At 72.6% G+C, this 16,703-nt stretch carries 14 protein-coding genes; 11 read left to right on the plus strand and 3 right to left on the minus strand.

The features are described from left to right. The first annotated feature begins 92 nt into the window (after positions 1-92). A complete protein-coding gene (locus ACZ4SW_RS34890; RefSeq protein WP_468253094.1) occupies positions 93-1,067 on the plus strand; it encodes a helix-turn-helix transcriptional regulator in 975 nt (324 codons plus the stop codon). Between the two features lie 423 nt (positions 1,068-1,490). Further along, a complete protein-coding gene (locus ACZ4SW_RS34895) occupies positions 1,491-1,706 on the plus strand; it encodes an I78 family peptidase inhibitor (protein ID WP_468253095.1) in 216 nt (71 codons plus the stop codon). Positions 1,707-1,806: 100 nt separating this feature from the next. Here the strand turns inward: ACZ4SW_RS34895 and ACZ4SW_RS34900 are convergent, their stop codons facing one another. Next, positions 1,807-2,823 (minus strand): phosphatase PAP2 family protein, encoded by a 1,017-nt coding sequence (locus ACZ4SW_RS34900; RefSeq protein ID WP_468253096.1) that lies wholly within the window; start codon positions 2,821-2,823, stop codon positions 1,807-1,809. Between the two features lie 239 nt (positions 2,824-3,062). Continuing rightward, entirely contained in the window at positions 3,063-4,235 is a 1,173-nt protein-coding gene (locus ACZ4SW_RS34905) for a glycosyltransferase family 39 protein (RefSeq protein WP_468253097.1), read from the minus strand. A gap of 258 nt (positions 4,236-4,493) precedes the next feature. Here ACZ4SW_RS34905 and ACZ4SW_RS34910 point away from each other — a divergent pair, with 258 nt between their 5' ends. Next, positions 4,494-6,095: an MFS transporter gene (locus tag ACZ4SW_RS34910; protein WP_468253098.1), complete on the plus strand. Its 1,602-nt coding sequence runs from the start codon at positions 4,494-4,496 to the stop codon at positions 6,093-6,095. Positions 6,096-6,234: 139 nt separating this feature from the next. Further along, positions 6,235-7,425, plus strand: coding sequence for an acyl-CoA dehydrogenase family protein (locus ACZ4SW_RS34915; RefSeq protein WP_468253099.1), 1,191 nt, complete (start codon positions 6,235-6,237; stop codon positions 7,423-7,425). 43 nt (positions 7,426-7,468) lie between these two features. Here ACZ4SW_RS34915 and ACZ4SW_RS34920 read toward each other — a convergent pair whose 3' ends face one another. Continuing rightward, positions 7,469-7,906, minus strand: coding sequence for a cell division protein SepF (locus tag ACZ4SW_RS34920; RefSeq protein WP_468253100.1), 438 nt, complete (start codon positions 7,904-7,906; stop codon positions 7,469-7,471). Between the two features lie 289 nt (positions 7,907-8,195). On the opposite strand from ACZ4SW_RS34920, the gene ACZ4SW_RS34925 reads away from it, so the two are divergent. The 7 genes from ACZ4SW_RS34925 to ACZ4SW_RS34955 all read left to right on the plus strand — a co-directional run bounded on the left by ACZ4SW_RS34925 (position 8,196) and on the right by ACZ4SW_RS34955 (position 16,540). After that, the gene (locus tag ACZ4SW_RS34925; protein ID WP_468253101.1) at positions 8,196-9,410 is read left to right on the plus strand and encodes a DUF5685 family protein; all 1,215 of its coding nucleotides are present in this window, start codon (positions 8,196-8,198) and stop codon (positions 9,408-9,410) included. Positions 9,411-9,549: 139 nt separating this feature from the next. Next, positions 9,550-10,872, plus strand: a complete 1,323-nt coding sequence (locus ACZ4SW_RS34930; protein WP_468253102.1) for a nitrate- and nitrite sensing domain-containing protein — start codon at positions 9,550-9,552, stop codon at positions 10,870-10,872. Positions 10,873-11,520: 648 nt separating this feature from the next. Beyond that, on the plus strand, positions 11,521-11,751 hold the full coding sequence (locus ACZ4SW_RS34935) for a hypothetical protein (RefSeq protein WP_468253103.1): 231 nt from the start codon (positions 11,521-11,523) through the stop codon (positions 11,749-11,751). Further along, positions 11,748-13,505, plus strand: coding sequence for an FAD/NAD(P)-binding protein (locus tag ACZ4SW_RS34940; RefSeq protein WP_468253104.1), 1,758 nt, complete (start codon positions 11,748-11,750; stop codon positions 13,503-13,505). The genes ACZ4SW_RS34935 and ACZ4SW_RS34940 overlap by 4 nt, the downstream gene beginning before the upstream one ends. Before the next feature lie 32 nt (positions 13,506-13,537). After that, on the plus strand, positions 13,538-14,485 hold the full coding sequence (locus tag ACZ4SW_RS34945; RefSeq protein WP_468253105.1) for an LLM class flavin-dependent oxidoreductase: 948 nt from the start codon (positions 13,538-13,540) through the stop codon (positions 14,483-14,485). Between the two features lie 138 nt (positions 14,486-14,623). Continuing rightward, the gene (locus ACZ4SW_RS34950) at positions 14,624-15,406 is read left to right on the plus strand and encodes a DUF1684 domain-containing protein (protein ID WP_468253106.1); all 783 of its coding nucleotides are present in this window, start codon (positions 14,624-14,626) and stop codon (positions 15,404-15,406) included. A 228-nt stretch (positions 15,407-15,634) separates the two neighbouring features. Further along, the gene (locus tag ACZ4SW_RS34955; protein WP_468253107.1) at positions 15,635-16,540 is read left to right on the plus strand and encodes a S1 family peptidase; all 906 of its coding nucleotides are present in this window, start codon (positions 15,635-15,637) and stop codon (positions 16,538-16,540) included. The last annotated feature ends 163 nt before the right edge of the window (positions 16,541-16,703 follow it).

Consider the following 16,703-nt stretch of genomic DNA (forward strand, 5'->3'; position numbering starts at 1 on the left):
CCGCGCCCAGGGCCGCCGCCGGCGGGACGGCGCCGTGAACCGGCCCTCGTTCGCGGACAGAAGGTGTCCGCAAGGCTGGCAGACTGGGGCCCATGCTGGAGACCTCGGCACGACTGCTGCGCCTGCTGTCCCTGCTCCAGGCCCACCGCGAATGGTCCGGACCCGACCTCGCTGAGCGTCTCCACGTCAGCCCCCGCACCGTCCGCCGCGACATCGAGCGGCTGCGCGACCTCGGCTACCCGGTCAACGCCAGCCCCGGAGCCGGAGGCGGCTACCAGCTCGGCGCGGGAGCCGAGCTGCCGCCGCTGCTCCTGGACGACGACGAGGCGGTCGCCGTGGCCGTGGGGCTGCGCACGGCCGCCGGGCAGGGCATCGAGGGCATCGGTGAGACCTCGGTGCGCGCCCTCGCCAAGCTGGAGCAGGTGCTGCCCGCCCGGCTGCGCCGCCGCGTGAGCGCCCTCAACGCCTTCACCGTGCCGATGCTGCGCGGGCCCGTGCCGTCCCCCGTGGACCCGGGTGTCCTCACGGAACTGGCCCACCTGTGCCGGGACGCCGAGCGGCTGCGCTTCGAGTACCGCGACCACGACGGCGCCCCCACCCGCCGTACGGTCGAGCCGCACCGCCTGGTGTGCACCGAGCGCCGCTGGTACCTGGTCGCCTGGGACCTCGACCGCGACGACTGGCGCACGTTCCGCGTCGACCGCATCACTCCCAGACCACCGCACGGCCCCCGTTTCGCCCCGCGCACACCACCGGCCGACGACCTGGCCGCGTACGTCTCGCGGGGCGTCTCCACGCGCGCGTACGTCGCTCAGGCCGTCGTGCGGCTGCTGGTGCCGCTGCACGAGGCGGCCGAGCGCGTCTCCCCCTCGGCGGGAGTGCTGGAGGCGGAGAGCGACGGAAGCTGTCTGCTGCGTACCGGGGCACCGAGCCTCGAGGCGCTGGTGGTTCATCTGGTCATGACCGGCTTCGCGTTCGAGGTACTGGGGCCCGCCGGGCTCACCGAGGCGGTCAGGAGCGCTCGTGACCGGCTCGATGCCGCCCTGGCCCGGGCTGAAGGAGTGTGACCGGCGTACCGGGACGGTGCGGGCCGGGCGCCGGAGTCCGGCACTCCGGCGGGCTCACGGCCTGATGCACGCGGCCTGAGGCTCCGACCGCAGACATACGGGGATTCTGTGCCGAAGCCGTGGGTTTCTTATGCGGAGTCAGGTGGCGCGGCATATCCCGGAATCGGAATGGAAAGAGCCACGGCGAACTGCTCGCCCGGCATTCCGCGGGGTTATTCCGATCCCCGTCCGAAGGTGGTCACGCCGGTCCCGAATTGGGCTCGAAGGCGTGTGCGGCGCGAACGGAACCGCCCGTACGTGTGACGTTGTTCGGAGGAAACGGGTGTCGTGATCCTGTGACAGAAGTGTGACCGGAGGGGTATCAGGAGCCTCCTGTGGCGTTCCGGGCTTCCGCCCCGGGAGCCCGCGGCCTACGGTGGCGGCATGGCACCCCAACCCACATCTGACGCCGATCCCGAAGACTCCCCGGAGCGTTACGTCGGCCTGGAGGCCGGGCAGGCCGAACGGCTCGCCCGCGAGCACGGCTGGCGCACGGTCCGCTCGTTGCCGCCGGGCTCGATCATCACCATGGAGTACCTCTTCGGACGGATCAACTTCGAGGTCGAGGGCGGCAGGGTCAAACGGGCCTGGAAGGGCTGACCGACCGCCCGGCACACAGGACGAAGGCCCCGGCTCCTGCGAGCCGGGGCCTTCGCCCTGCCGGGGGGTGGGTGCGTACCGGTCCCCGGACGCGGGCCGCTCAGCCGCCCGTCACGGGCCGGGCCGAGGCGGTGCCGCGCGAGGCGCGGTCCGCGTGCGGCGGGCGACGGCTGCCCACCGGGGTGACCGGGGTGCGCTCCGCCCGGGTCATGTGCGGACCCGGGGCGAGATACGCGTGTGTGCGGGAGGCCCGCGAGGCGGTCACCGGCTCCCGCGCGGGCTCGTCCGCGGCGGGGCGCGGGGCGACGACCAGCGAGGGGCTGCCGACCGGGGCCGGCCGGGCGGTGCGCGGTGCGGCGCGGCGGCTGCGCAGGCGGTCCCGCAGCGCCAGGATGCGGACCTCGGCGACGGCGATCGGCGGCTCGAACCAGGGCAGCGCCAGCAGGATCAGCAGGCCCGCGGCCCAGCCGAGCAGCACGTCGCTCAGCCAGTGCGTACCGAGGTAGACCGTGGTCAGGCCGACGCCGAGGGAGGTCACCGCGGAGAGCGCGGACAGCCAGCGCCTGGCCCGCGGCGTGGAGGCCAGATAGGCGAGGATGCCCCAGGTCACCACGGCGTTGGCGGTGTGACCGGAGGGGAATATATCGCCGCCGCGCCACATCTCGTTCGAGCCGATCACGGTCGCGTAGTGCGGTCCGAGACGGCCCATGCCGTACTTGGCGGCACCGACCGTGATGTTGAGCAGCAGCAGCGCCGTGGCCAGGGTGAGCAGCGGGCGCAGGGTGTGCTGCCGCCAGGAGCGCCAGCCGAGCCAGGCCGCGACCATCACCGCGGTGGGGCCGCGCTGGCCGAGCACCACGTAGTAGTCGAGGAACGCGTGGATCTGCGGCCACTGCTGGTACGGCCGGAAGAACATGACCTGCCAGTCGAGCCGGACCAGCCAGGAGGAGACGACGACCGCCCACACGATCGCCAAGTAGAAGGCCAGAGTCGCCGAGAACAGAACCACTCGGTGCCGGCTCATCCTGGGCACGTCGATGTGGGCCGGTCGGCTCGGCTCACGGTCCAACCGGGCGAAGACCCGCTCCCAACGGCTCAGCTTTCGTTCGGTACGCACTCAATCGACGTTACAGCGGGTGAGCTGTGCACCCGCCCGAATCACCGGGGTTGTGATGACGATGTGATGTGGGATTCCTCTCAACAGGGCGTTTATTTCAACGGATTCCGCAATGGGCCGCGAGGAGTCGCCTTCAATTCCATTGATCTTCGAGATCCGCGTTTTATGGCGCTTATCTATTCGTTCACCGAATGCTCGGGCTCAATTCCCCGGCCGATCACCGGCGGTCGCCGAGTGGATCACGGCGGTCCGGAGCCGTTCAGCCAGAACGCTCCGTAGACGGCCGATGCCAGCGCGACACCGCCGAGGACCGCCGCCGACCTCGCGGGACGTCCCCGGGCGAGAGCGCGGGCGAGGGGCAGCAGCAGAGGGAAGGCGGGCATCAGCAGGCGCGGTTTCGAGCCGAAGTAGCTCGCCGCGCCGAGCGCGAGCGCCGTGACCACGCCCGAGTACACGAGCAACGGCAGCGGCTGGCCCTGCCGTACGCACACCACGTACAGCCAGACGAGCAAGGCGACCCCGGCCACCAGACCGATGCCGGCCGGTACCGAGGCGAGCGAGGTGAACTTGGCGGCGGCGAAGCGCGCGAAGGCGTAGCCGCCGTCGAAGCCGTTGCGCCAGCCCGCCTGGACGTCGAGGTAACCGAGCGGGCCCCGGCCGGTGCGGTGACCGACCCACAGGACGTACCCGGCGGCGCCGAGCGGAGCCAGGAGCATCCCCAGCGCCCGGCGGACGGGCAAGCCGCGCCGACGGTCCGCCGCCGGCGTCCTCCGGTCGCGCACGGACGAGTGGATCGCCGCCGCCCACACGGCCGCGATCACGGCCGCGCCGACCGGACGGGTCAGGCCCGCCAGGGACGCGAGCACACCCGCACTCACCCAGCGGTCCCTCAGCACCGCGTACAACGCCCAGGCGGCCAGCGCCGTGAACAGGGACTCGCTGTACGCCATCGACTGCACGACCCCGACCGGCAGCACCGCCCACACCAGCACCGCGCACACTCCGGCGCGGCGCCCGTACACGTGATCCGCGACGGCGAAGATCCCCCAGGCCGCGGCGAGCGAGGCGAGCGTCGCGACGGTGAGACCGGCGTCCGCGTACGACAACGGGGTGAGCGCCGCGCCGAGCCGCTCCAGCCAGGGCAGCAGGGGGAAGAACGCGAGGTTCGAGTGGACGTCGCCGTTCGGCAGACGGACCTCGTAGCCGTAACCGAGCGCGGCGACCCGGGTGTACCAGAGCGCGTCCCAACGGGCGCTCAGCAGTGTGTGCGGGCTCGTGCCCCGCGCCGCGCTCCACAGGGCGAGCACGACCAGCCCCAGGGCGCGCACGGCGGCGTACCCCGCGAGGGCGGGGGCGGCCCGGCGCACGGTGCCGGTGGGGGGCGGCACCGGGCGCGTCACAAGATCGGTCACGCGCTCGATTATCGACGCCGTACGGAGCGGGCGCCGTCGCCCGGACGCCCTGGACCGCGGGAGGCGTGGCGTATGCCACACCTCCTCCCAGGGGAACGTGAGAGGTCCACCACGCGACGTCCGGGGGGACTCGCGTACGCTGACGACTCACTCGCTTTGTCGCGTGGGCCCGGAGTACCGCTCCTCCCGGCCGCTACCACGGGGACGTCCCCACCCCGCGGATCCGCCGAAGCGAGGGATCATCTGGGAGGTACGTACATGTCCGGGACGACCACGGCCGCCGCTCGGCTGCGCCGTAGGACGGCCGGGGCCGGTGCCAACCGCTGGGTCGTGCTCGTCGTCCTCTGCGCGAGCCTGCTGCTCGTCGCCCTGGACGCGACCGTGCTGCACGTGGCGATGCCCGCCGTCACCGAGGACCTCAAGCCCGGCGCGATAGAACTGCTCTGGATCGTCGACATCTATCCGCTCGTCTGTGCGTCGCTGCTGATCCTCTTCGGCACGCTGGGCGACCGGATCGGCCGCAGACGCGTCCTGCTGCTCGGCTACGCGCTGTTCGGTGTCGCCTCCGGCGTCGCCGCCCTCGCCCACGACGCCCACGTGCTGATCGGGGCGCGGGCGCTGCTCGGCGTGGGCGGCGCGATGATCATGCCGGCGACGCTGTCCATCCTCCGCCAGGTGTTCCCCGACCGGCGCGAACGGGCGCTGGCGATCGGCATCTGGAGCGCGGTGGCCGCCGTCGGCGCGGCGGTCGGTCCGCTGCTCGGCGGCTTTCTGCTCGAGCACTTCTGGTGGGGTTCGGTCTTCCTGATCAACATCCCGCTGATGCTGGTGAGCCTGCCGGTCGGGCGCCTGCTGCTGCCCGAGTCGAAGGGCGACCGGGACGGCCCGTGGGACGTGGCCGGTGCGCTCATGGCGGCGGGCGGACTGTTCGGGCTGGTGCTCGGGGTGAAGCGGCTCGGCGGCGGGGAGCCGCCGTTCGCCCCGGCCACACTGCTGCCGCTGCTGGTGGGCGCCGCCCTGCTGGCGGGCTTCGTCCGGCGGCAGCGACGCCGTGCCCACCCCCTGGTGGATCTGAGGATGTTCGCGCGACCGGCGTTCAGCATCTCGGTCGGGTGCATCGTGCTGGCGATGCTCGCGCTGGTCGGTCTGGAGCTGATCGCGGCGCAGTACCTGCAACTGGTGCTGCGTCTGTCGCCGCTGCAGACGGGCCTGAGGCTGCTGCCGCTGACGTTCGCGGCGATGGCGGCGGGCCTGGCCGGCTCCCAGCTGCTGCACCGGTTCGGACCGCGCCGGATGGTCGCCTTCGGCTTCTGCCTCACGGCCGCGGCGGTGCTGCTGCTGACGGCGATGGGCGCGGAGGACGACCCGGCACTGCTGCTGTCCGGTTTCGTGCTGCTGGGCTTCGGTCTGGAGACGACGCTCTTCGGGGCGTACGAGTCGATGCTGAGCGAGGCGCCGCAGCAGCAGTCCGGCGGCGCGGCGGCGATCGGGGAGACGTCGTACCAGTTGGGCGCCGGCATCGGGATCGCGCTCCTGGGCACCGTGATGAACGCGGCGTACGCGCCCGGGCTGTCGTCGGTGCCCGGGGTCCCGGCGGCGGCGTCACGGGCGGCGGGGCACTCGCTGGGGGAGGCCTACGCGGTGGCGGGCCGGCTGGGCGGCGCGCGGGGCGCCGCGCTGCGCCACGCCGCGCGGGACTCCTTCGTGCACGGCCTGCACGTGACGCTGCTGGTGAGCGCGGGGCTGTTGCTGCTGGGTGCGGTGATGGCGCTGCGGCTGCCGCGGGTGATGCAGTGCGAGGCGCCTGCGGCGGAGGTGCCGGCATCGCGCGAGGCCGCCGACACGCGCGTGTCGGCGTAGCGGGAGCGCCGGTCCCCGGCCCGGGATGCGCACGCGCGGTCGGCGGCCCGGTACTGGACGCGGAGCGCACCGCGTCGTACCGTCGGCCCCGTCCACCCCGACTAGCGCTGCTAGTTTTCAGTGTCACGGAGGCTGCCCCATGAACGCGTCCTCGACGTTGCCGCCCTTCGACCCGGCGGACCCGCTCGGGATCGACGACCTGCTGGACGCCGAGGACCGCGCCATCCGCGACACCGTGCGGGCCTGGGCTGCGGACCGAGTGCTGCCGTACGTCGGCGAGTGGTACGAGAAGGGCGAGCTGCCCGGCATCCGCGAGCTCGCCCGGGAGCTGGGCGGCATCGGCGCCCTCGGCATGTCGCTCAGCGGCTACGGCTGCGCGGGGGCGAGCGCCGTGCAGTACGGGCTCGCCTGCCTGGAACTGGAGGCCGCGGACTCCGGCATCCGGTCCCTCGTCTCGGTCCAGGGCTCCCTCGCCATGTACGCCGTGCACCGCTACGGCAGCGAGGAGCAGAAGCAGCAGTGGCTGCCCCGGATGGCCGCCGGCGAGGTCATCGGCTGCTTCGGGCTCACCGAACCCGACCACGGCTCCGACCCGGCCTCGATGCGGACGTACGCCAAGCGCGACGGCTCCGACTGGGTCCTGACCGGCCGCAAGATGTGGATCACCAACGGCTCCGTCGCCGGTGTCGCCGTCGTCTGGGCGCGCACCGACGACGGCATCCGCGGATTCGTCGTCCCCACCGACAGCCCGGGCTTCTCCGCCCCGGAGATCAAGCACAAGTGGTCCCTGCGCGCCTCCGTCACCAGCGAGCTGGTCCTGGACGACGTACGGCTGCCCGCCGACGCCGTGCTCCCCGGGGTCGCAGGACTCAAGGGACCGCTGAGCTGTCTCTCCCACGCCCGCTACGGGATCGTGTGGGGTGCCATGGGGGCGGCCCGGTCGTCCTTCGAGGCCGCCGTGGAGTACGCCAAGAGCAGGGAACAGTTCGGCAGGCCCATCGGGGGGTTCCAGCTCACCCAGGCCAAGCTCGCCGACATGGCGGTCGAACTGCACAAGGGGATTCTGCTCGCCCACCATCTGGGGCGCCGCATGGACGCGGGACGGCTCCGTCCCGAACAGGTCAGCTTCGGCAAGCTCAACAACGTGCGCGAGGCCATCGAGATCTGCCGCACCGCGCGGACGATCCTCGGCGCCAACGGGATCTCCCTGGAGTACCCCGTCATGCGGCACGCCACCAACCTGGAGTCGGTGCTCACCTACGAGGGCACCGTCGAGATGCACCAGCTCGTGCTGGGCAAGGCGCTCACCGGACTCGACGCCTTCCGGTGACCCGGGCCCCGGGAGCGGAGCAGGGCCGGTGAGCGGCCCTGCCTCAGCTCTGGTTGAAGAAGCCGTCTCCGTGCCGGCTCGCGGCGTCGCCGCTGACGATCTCCGTGTTCGCCGGGGTCAGCAGGAAGACCCGGCTGGAGACGCGGTCGATCGAACCGCGCAGGCCGAAGATCAGGCCGGCCGCGAAGTCCACCACGCGCTTGGCGTCGCCGGGCTCCATGTTGGTGAGGTTCATGATGACCGGAACCCCGTCCCGGAACAGCTCGCCGATGACCCGGGCGTCCCGGAAACTGTCCGGGGTGACCGTGCCGATCCGGCGGCCCTTCTCCTCCGCCGTGTCGGAGGCGACCTTGACGCGCGGGTCGGTCACCCAGGCGTCGCCGTGCTCCTGGCTCTCGGCGTAGTCGTCGTCGTAGTAACGCTCGTCATCGTTGTCGTCGACGAGGCCGAGCCAGGCACTCGCCTTGCGCACCGATCCCATGGACGCCTCCTCTCACAGCGGTCTTTTTTGCCTTCCGCAACCCCATGGTCGTCCATGATGCGGATGTGGCGCCAAGGGGATAGACGCCGCGCGGGGGTTTCGTGACGGTACTGGTGCACAGCGGATCCGTCGAGAGGCCGTGTGCCCCAAGAGTTCGGACGTAGACGCCTGCTGACTATGAGTGAAATAGCATTTGTCGCGGCGTCCGGGTGACGGTGAGCGCGTACGGGTGAACGAGACGGTGGATAAGCTGCCGCATTCACCATCGTACGAGCCACGGGGGAGTGTCGTGTTCGGAATGGTCCGACCCTGTCGTCACCGGATGAGTGAGGGTCTGCGGGCCCAGTGGACGGCGCACTTGTGCGGGCTGTGTCTCGCGCTGCGACGGGACCACGGGCAGTTCGCACGCATCGTCACGAACTACGACGGCCTGCTGATATCCGTTTTGACGGAGGCTCAGGCCGAGGCGGCCGCCGGGTGGCGGCGCACCGCCGGTCCCTGTCCGCTGCGCGGGATGCGCACCGCCTCCGTCGCGCGGGGTGAGGGCGCGCGGCTCGCGGCCGCAGTGTCGCTGGTGCTCGCCTCCGCCAAGGTGCGCGATCACATGGCCGACGGGGACGGGCTCCTGGCGCGCGCGCCGGTGGCGTTCGCCGCGCGCCGGGTGGCCGCCAACTGGGGCAGGGCCGGGGCCCGTACCGGCTCCGACATCGGGTTCGACACCGCCGTGCTGGTGGACGCCGTGGAACGGCAGGTGGGCATCGAGGCGCTCGCCGGGCCCGGCACCCCGCTCCTGGCGGTCACCGAACCGACCGAGACCGCCACCGCCGCCGCCTTCGCGCACACGGCCGTCCTCGCGGGCCGCCCCGGCAACGCCGCACCGCTCGCCGAGGCCGGCCGGCTCTTCGGGCGGCTCGCACACCTGCTGGACGCCGTCGAGGACCGGGAGGCGGACGCCGCGTCGGGCGCCTGGAACCCCCTGACGGCCACGGGTACCTCACCGGAGGAGGCCCGCCGCCTCGCCGACGACGCGTGGCACGGGGTACGGCTCGCGCTGCGGGACGTCGAGTTCCGCGATGGGCGGCTCGCGCACGTCCTGCTCGTCCACGAGCTGCGGCGCTCGGTGGACCGGGCCTTCGGCACGGAGTCCTGCGGGCACGGCCTTCGCGGCGACGGCGGGCCGGCCGGAGCCGCCGGGGCCGGTGATCGGCAGGGCGCCTTCGGCCCACCGCGACAGGACGATCCGTTCACCACCCAGGATCTCTCGAAGCCCGGCAAGCGGGGCTTCCTGGCCGGATGCGCGGTCGCCGTGGGTTTGTGCTGCACCTGCCGGGTGTGCTGCGCCGACGAGTTCGAGGGACCGTGGTCGCGGAAGAAGCGCGAGGGATGGTGCAACGACCGCGACTGTGACTGCGACTGCGACTGTGGCGATTGCGGCGACTGCTGTGAGTGCTGCGGCAACTGCTGTTCCTGCGGCGACGGATGCGACTGCGGCTGCGACTGCTGACATCGGCCGCGCACAAGATGTCCCTCACGTAAAACAAGCACATGATCTGGTGACCGGTGCGCCGCGGAGATCGTTGGCCGGGGGCAGAACGATTTTCTGCCCCTCCGACCATTCGTCCTCCATATAAGGCACTTGATCCGTGGACGTCACACCCCCCACCACGCGCGCCAGGCTGCTGAGGTTCCTCGTCCTCGCCCTCGCCGTCCTGCTCGCCCTGCTCGGCGCGGCCGCCGCCCAGCAGATCTCCGAACACCGCAACGCGGCCGCGACCGCCGACCACGCCCGGCTCGAGATCACCCTCCAGGGGCTCGTCCACGAGCTCCAGAAGGAGCGCGGGCTGACCGCCGGACACGTCGGCGGCGTACGGCAGTTCGGCGCGGAGCTGCCCGCGCAGCGCAGGGCCACCGACACCGCCCGCGCCCGGCTCGAACGAGCGCTGCGGGGCCGTCACGACGCTGCCGCCGCCTCCGTGCGCGCGTCCCTGCGACGGCTCGGCAAGCTCACGGTGATCCGCCGGCACGCCGACGACGGCACCGGCACCGTCCAGGAGACCCTCGCCTCCTTCAGTGCCGGCATCACCGTCCTGGACCGGCTCGGGCTGGGCCTCGACGCCGTGTACGACGGCCGGCTCCGCGCCGCCTGCCAGGCGCTCGAAACCCTCGGCGAGGCCGAGGAGTCCACCGACGAGGAGAGCATCGTCGTCCTGGGCGCGCTACGCGCCGGACGGTTCCGCGGCGACGACTACAGCCGCTTCCTGCAGCTCCGCGCAGCCAGGCGCGCCGCCCTGGAGAGCTTCGCGCGCTCGGCCACCGCCGCCCAGCGACGGCGTCTGGACGCGGCACTCGGCACACCCGACGCCGAACGCGCCTTCGCCTACGAGGCCGTCGCCGTGCGCGCGGAGGGCGACCTCGGCACGGGCGGCATCGCTCCGACGGCCTGGTGGGAGTCGATGACCTCCGTCAACGACGGACTGCGCGCGGTGCAGGTCTCGCTCGACGAGGACGTCCAGCGGCGCGCCGCCGCACTCCGGAACGCGGCCCGACGCGATCTGCTGCTGTTCGTGCTGTTCGCGCTGGGCACCGTCGCCGCGCTCGGCCACCTCGCCCTGGACTGCGTACGCTCCGTCTCCACCCCGCTCGCCGCCCTCGCCCAGCAGACCCGCGAGGTGGCCGGCACGCGGCTGCCGCGCGCCGTCGCCGCCGCGCGCCACGGCACTCCGGTCGAGCACCCGGGCCCGCCCGGACCGCTCGCCGTGCCCCATCGGGCCGGGGCGGAGGTGCTCGAGGTCGCCGAGGCGTTCGACCGCGTGCAGCGCGCCGCCTTCGACCTCGCCACCGAGCTGCGGGTCGTTCGCTCGCTGCGGGTCGATTGCGGGTGCTCGCGCAGTGTCCCGCGCCCCTCGGGGGCGCGGGAGGAACCCTTCAGTTCTTCAGTTCGGGCGGTGAGATCTGCGACGTGCTGATCGCCGAGTCACCCCTCCGTCACGTGTTCACGGCGAAGCCCTGGCTGTGGGACGAGCGTCCTGCCGTCGGGCCGGGCCGACGTCCGCGGCCGGGATCTTCCCGGTCGTGGCCGCGGCCCGGACATCGCGCCGTCCGGCCCCGACGCGTCGCCGGAACGACACGCGGTGGGCGGCAGAGCTGCCGAGACGGCGAGGGGAAACAGGGCGAAAAACCTCTTATGGGTACGCGTCGGCGTACGCATGGGTCAGCGGTCTCCTGAAGGCCGGAGGTGAAAGCGCGCGAGGGAACGCGAAGAGGGGGCGCGTGTGAAGGCGTGGAAAACGCGTGGGACAACGCGGAACGAGGCCCTGCGAGCAGGGCGTCAGGCCATGCAGGGCGTCAGCTCAACAGGAACAGGACCACACACGACCGAAGTCGATGTGGGAGCGGGTGACCAGCCGCTGCTGTGGGCGCATGTGCCAAGTGGAACAGGCATCCGTTTCCGCGTCAACCGACGTGAGACGCACGGCTCATACTCTGGACGGCCTTGACAGTGCGCGGAAACGCCCGCGTACGCTCAGGGCACGGCCTTGCTGAGGGGCTCGGCCGTACAGCGCCTGTGTGAAGGCACCCGCCGTGTTCGACTCGACGTATCACGGAGCCTTCGCATGTTCTCCGAGACCCTCGCCACACCAGCCGCGGCCGCCCGACACGCCGCACCCCCGCGCCTCGCCCCGCGGCGCCACCTCGGTCGGCGGGCCGCCGTCCTCCTGGTCCCGCCCGGGTTCGCCCCCACCTCCGTCGTGCGCGACGCGGCGTTCCCATGGCACGTCGTCGGCGCGTATCTCGCCTCCACCGCCGTCCTGCGCGGCGCGCGCGGTGCGGAGCGCACACGATGAGCCGTGACCGGCTTTCGCTGGTGATCGTGGGCGCCGGACCGCGGGGCACCGGTTTCCTGGAGCGGATCGCCGCCAACGCACCCGCGCTGTACTCCGGTTCGGAGCTGGACGTGCACCTGGTGGACCCGTACCCGCCCGGCGGCGGACGCATCTGGCGCGAGGCGCAGTCGCCACTGCTGTGGATGAACTCGCACGCCGAGGACGTCACCATGTTCACCGACGAGACGGTCGCCATGCACGGCCCGGTGCGCGAGGGCCCCACGCTGCACGAGTGGGCCGGCGTCGACGGGCGTCTGTTCGCCGGACGGCAGCGGCAGGGCGCGTACCTGCGCTGGGTCTACGAGCAGACGGTCGCCGCCCTGCCGCCCGGAATCCGCGTCCACCACCATGCCCGCCTCGCCGTCCGGGTCGACGGCCCGCGCGACGGCCGGCAGCGGGTCTGGCTGCAGGGACGGCCCGAGCCGCTGACCGCCGACCTCGTGGTCCTCACGCTCGGCCACCTCGACGCCGAACTGGACGGCGAACAACGCGCGTTGGCGTCGTACGCCCGAAGGCACGGCCTCGTCCACCTGCCGCCCGACTTCACGGCCGACAGCGACCTGTCGCCGCTGAGGGCCGGCGAGCCGGTCCTCGTCCGCGGCTTCGGACTCGCCTTCGTCGACCTCATGGTGCTGCTCACCGAGGGGCGCGGCGGGCGGTACGAGGGGGACGCGTACGTGCCTTCGGGACGCGAACCGGTCCTGTACGTCGGCTCCCGGCGCGGCGTGCCCTACCACTCCAAGATCGGTTACGACTGGACGGGGGAGAGGCCGCCGCTGCCCCGCTTCTTCGGGCCCGCCGAGGTCGACGCGCTGCTCGCGCGCCCCGAGGGCTTCGACTTCCGGCGCGACGTGTGGCCGTCGATCGAGAAGGAGCTGGGCTTCGCCCACTACCACCGGCTGTTCACCGCCCACCCCGAACGCACCACGGTCGCCTGGACGGACTTCGAGGAGAAGTACGCCGTGGCGGAAGCCGCGTCGCTGCCCGCGCTGGTGGCCGCCGCCGTCCCCGACCCCGCCGACCGGCTCGACCTGACCGCCCTCGACCGTCCGCTGGACGGGGTGCGCCACGCGTCGTACGACGACCTCCAGGCCGGCCTGCGCCGCTACATCGAGGCCGACCTGGCCCGGCGCCACGACCCCGCCCACAGTCCGGACCTCGCGGTCTTCCTCGGGCTGCTCTCCGTCTACGGGCAGTTGGTGCGGCTCGGCGACATCGGCTCCTGGTGGCACGGTTTCTTCAGCTTTCTGGCATCGGGGCCGCCCGGCCCGCGGCTGCGGCAGATGCTCGCGCTGTCCCGCGCGGGTGTGCTGAGGTTCCTCGGCGCCGGCATGACCCTCACCGCCGAGGGCGGGACCTTCCGGGCGACGAGCACCACCGTGCCCGGCGCGTCCGTCGAGGCCCGCGCCCTGGTCGAGGCACGGCTGCCGCACCCCACGGTCGAGCGCACCCGCGACCGGCTGCTGCGCGAACTGCACGCGGACGGCGCCGCCGCCACTGCCGAGGGACTGCTCGCCGTGGACCCCGCCGACGGACGCGTCCTGGACCGCTCCGGCCGCCCGCATCCGCGGCGCTTCGCGCTCGGCCCGCACACCGACGCCCGGGGTTCCGGCGCGTTCACCCGGCCGCGCACGGGCGGGCCCGCGTTCCGGCAGAACGACGCGGCGGCACGGGCCGCGCTCACCGTGCTGCGCGACCTGTCCACGTCGCTCTGACTCCCCATCATTCGCAGAAAGGTTCATTCGAAATGACCTCATCACGCGGCCGGGGGCTGTTGCACCTGGCCGCCGCCGTCGACCAGCGGGAGGCCCGCGATGCCGGCCCCTATGTCGAGGCGGTGCGGCTCGCGGAGCGCGGAGCGCTCGACTTCGTCACGCTCGGCGCCGACTCCGCGGGGCCCGGTCCCGGCGGATCCGAGGCGCCGGGACCCGACGCGCTCGCCGTGCTGACCCGCGTCGCACCCGCCACCCGCCGTATCGGACTGGTGCCCGGCACATCCGCGGAGCCGTCCCGTGTCCGGGCGGCCGTCGCGACCCTCGACCGGATCAGCGGCGGCCGCGCCGGGTGGCACCTCACCCTGCCGGCCACCGGGGGAGATACCCCGCTCCCGGCGGCAGGAGAGGACCCCGGGCCCTCGCAGGGCCAGCCCGTCCGCGTCGTCGACGCCACCGACGTACACACCCGCACCAGTGCCGCCCGCCACGCCGACGTGGCACTCGCCCGTGTCACGAGCCCGGCCCAGGCCGCCGCCCTACGTGAGGAACTGACGGACGCGGCACGCGAGTTCGGCCGCGAACCGGACGCGCTGCGCCTCCTGGCGAGCCTGACCGTCGACCTCGGCGACGGGGAACACGCGGCCGAACCCGGATGGGGGTCCGCCCTGTTCGAGCGAAGCAGGGAACTCCGGGGAGGCGGGAGCGGCCCCCGGCAGACCGCACACGGCCCTCTCTACCGCGGCGGCCCCGTCGACCTGGCCGAACTGATCGCCCACTGGCACGCGGCCGGTGCCGTCGACGGCTTCCACCTCACGCCCGCCGAGCCGCGCCGCGATCTGGAGCGGCTCGTCAACGGCACGGTCGCGCTGCTCCAGCACCGCGGTCTGTTCCGCACCTTCTACCCGGGCAGCACGCTCAGGGAGCACCTGGGCCTGCCCCGGCCCGCCCACCGGTACGTCGTGACCGGGGGAACGTCATGACGCCGCGCTCCGGCCGCCGTCCCGCACGGAACGGGTTCGTCCGATCGGGCGCCGCCGATGGGTTCTTCCTCGTACCGCATCCCACCACGCTGCGCTCGCACCCCGGGCACACGGATCCCGTATGGAAGGGTTGACCGCATGACGACGGACGCATCCGACGAGTGGAAGCAGTGGCACGAGCACCGCACCGCGCAGGTGTCGGAGCCGTACGGGCCCCTCGCGTTGACCGGTACCCACTGGCTGGAGGACCATCCGGACGGGCACGTCCCGGATCTTCCGGGGCGGTGGACGGACGACGGTGACGCGGTGGTGCTGACGGCCGGTGAGGCCGACGGACTGACCGTCGACGGGCGGCCCTTCACCGGTGAGGTACGCCTGGACGCCGATGCCGGACCGGTGAGCGCGGCACGCGTCGCGGCCGGCGAGCGCCGCCTGGTCGTCCTCGCCCGCGAGGGGGTGTGGGGCGTGCGCGACTACGACCCGGCCGCCCCGGCGCGCCGGGCCTTCCGGGGCATCGACGCCACGCCCTACGATCCGCGCTGGTCCGTCGAGGGCCACTTCACCCCGTACGGGGAGAGCCGCACCGTACGGGTCGAGAACGCCGACGGGCGGCACCGCGGGCTGGGCCTCGGCGGAGTGCTCGCCTTCACCCTGGACGGACAGGACCTGACCCTCCAGGTGTCGGTCGAGGGCGATGGCTCGCTGTGGGCCGTGTTCGCCGACACCACCAGCGGGGACAGCACTTTCCGCTTCCGGTTCCTGCGGCCGCCCGCGCCCGACGCCGAGGGGCGCACGACCGTGGACTTCAACCGCGCGCTGCTGCCGCCCTGCGCCTTCGCGGACCACTTCATCTGCCCCTTCCCGCCCCCGGGCAACACGCTGGGCGTCGCGATCGAGGCGGGGGAGCGCGCCCTGCTGTAGACACAAGGCGTCACCGGGCCGCTGTCAATCCCTTTGAGCCCTAAAGAGGTTAAAGACTGCACGGCCGAAAGGCGCCCTTGCGCCCTTCGGTCAGGCGGCCGAATACTCCCCCACAGCGCTTGTCAGGGGCACGGCGTGTCCGGAATCCGGATGGCGGGGCCCCCGGCTGCGACTCACGGGCCCCATCCCCCACGTGGGCCCCCGACTTCCCTTGGAGGGGAACGACAAGTGAGGATCAAGCGCACCAACCCCACGAGCGGCCTCGCGAGACGGACCCGGCTGATCGCCGTGGCCACCGGACTCCTGGCCGCCGCCGCGTTCACGGTCCCCAGCGCGAACGCGAACTCCGCACAGACCTTCAGTGCGAACCAGCTCACGAAGGCGAGCGACTCGGTGCTCAAGGCCGATGTCCCGGGCACCGCCTGGGCCGTCGACCCGAAGACGAACCGTGTCGTCGTCACCGTCGACAGCACGGTCTCGAACGCCGAGATCGCGAAGATCAAGCAGGAGGCCGGCGGCAACGCCGGTGCCCTCACGATCAAGCACACCCCGGGCAAACTCAACAAGCTGATCTCCGGCGGCGACGCCATCTATGCGAGTAGCTGGCGCTGCTCGCTCGGCTTCAACGTGCAGGACAACAGCGGGAACTACTACTTCCTGACCGCCGGTCACTGCACCGACGGCGCGGGCACCTGGTGGTCGAACTCGTCGCACTCGACCACGCTCGGCACCACGGCCGGCTCCAGCTTCCCCGGCAACGACTACGGCATCGTGCGCTACACCAACAGCTCGGTGACCAAGTCGGGCGCCGTGGGCAGCGTGGACATCAAGAGCGCCGCAACGCCCTCCGTCGGCACCACCGTCTACCGCCGCGGCTCCACCACCGGCATCCACAGCGGCCGCGTCACCGCGCTCAACGCGACGGTCAACTACGGCAACGGTGACGTCGTCTACGGCCTCATCCAGACCACGGTCTGCGCAGAGCCCGGCGACTCCGGCGGCCCGCTCTACTCCAACAGCGGTGTCGCCTACGGTCTGACCTCCGGTGGCAGCGGCGACTGCACCTCCGGCGGCACGACCTTCTTCCAGCCGGTCACCGAGGCCCTGAGCGCCTACGGCGTCCACGTCTACTGACGCAAGGACCCCGAGCCGGCACACCCGCACGGCCTGACCTGCGTCCGGCAGCAGGCGAGCCCCCGCACGCGACGGCGGATTCCAGTGGTCGTCGCAACACGTGATCACTGACGTGTGGCGGCGAGCAGTTTAGACAGACGCTCGGCTGGGGTTTCCCAGCCGA

This window comes from Streptomyces sp. NPDC028331, assembly GCF_055565775.1.